The 1,186-nt window shown below is 71.1% G+C and carries 2 protein-coding genes; both read left to right on the forward strand.

Translation table 11 applies throughout. The features are described from left to right. Positions 1-802 (forward strand): Ig domain-containing protein (locus tag CF165_RS31165; protein ID WP_240521881.1); only part of this gene is annotated, 802 nt, incomplete at its 5' end. 110 nt (positions 803-912) lie between these two features. After that, on the forward strand, positions 913-1,186 hold a 274-nt coding region (locus CF165_RS31170; RefSeq protein WP_143268704.1), incomplete at its 3' end, for a TetR/AcrR family transcriptional regulator.

Raw genomic sequence — 1,186 nt, forward strand, 5'->3', positions numbered from 1 at the left:
GGCGGGCGCGGGCTGGGACGGCCCGACCGGGCTCGGCACCCCGAACGGCACCGCCGCGTTCACCGCGGGCACGTCCACCGGTGGCGTCACCGTGGCGAACCCGGGCAGCCAGAGCGGTGTGGTCGGCACCGCGGCGAGCCTGCAGCTGTCCGCGTCCGGCGGCAGCGGCGGCTACACCTGGACCGCCACCGGCCTGCCGGCCGGCCTGGCGATCAGCACCTCGGGCCTGATCTCCGGCACGCCGGCCACGGCGGGAACGTACTCGGTGACCGCGACCGCGAAGGACTCCTCCGGCGCCACCGGCAGCACGACGTTCTCCTGGACCGTCACGTCCTCGGGTGGCAGCGGCTGTTCGGGGCAGAAGCTGGCCAACCCCGGCTTCGAAAGCGGCGCGACGTCGTGGACGGCGTCGAGCGGCGTGATCACCACGGCCTCCGGCAGCGAGACACCGCACTCCGGCAGCTACCTCGCCTACCTCGACGGGTACGGCAGCTCGCACACCGACACGCTGTCGCAGCAGGTGACCATCCCGGCGGGGTGCCACGCATCGCTCAGCTACTACCTGCACGTCGACACCGCCGAAACCACGACCACGACGCAGTACGACAAGCTGACGGTCAAGGCGGGCTCGACGACGCTGGCGACCTACTCCAACCTGAACAAGGGCACCGGCTACCAGCAGCGCACGGCCGACGTCTCGGCGTTCGCCGGGCAGACGGTGACGCTGACGTTCACGGGCACCGAGGACTCGTCCCTGCAGACGTCCTTCTGCCTCGACGACACGGCACTGACCTTGAGCTGATCGAGACCGACGGCCACCCCGGGCCACGCCCGGGGTGGCCGTCCCGCCACCGCCCGGCACGACGAAACCGATCGGTTTTCATCCGGCCGAAACCGGGCTAACCTCGCAGAGTGACGATAGAGGCGAAACCGAGCTCCCGAGAGCGGCTCTTGGAGGCGGCGGCCGAACTCACCTACCGGGACGGGGTCGGCATCGGTGTCGAGGCGCTGTGCAAGGCGGCCGGGGTGTCGAAGCGGTCCCTGTACCAGCTGTTCGAAAGCAAGGACGAACTGCTGGCGGCGAGCCTGAAGGAAGGCGCGGCCGCCTTCGTGGCCGGTCTGCTGCCCCCGCCGGACGACGGCTCGCCCCGTGAGCGGATCCTGCACGTCTTCCGGCAGCTGGGGA

This window comes from Amycolatopsis vastitatis (genome assembly GCF_002234595.1).
GTDB lineage: Bacteria > Actinomycetota > Actinomycetes > Mycobacteriales > Pseudonocardiaceae > Amycolatopsis > Amycolatopsis vastitatis.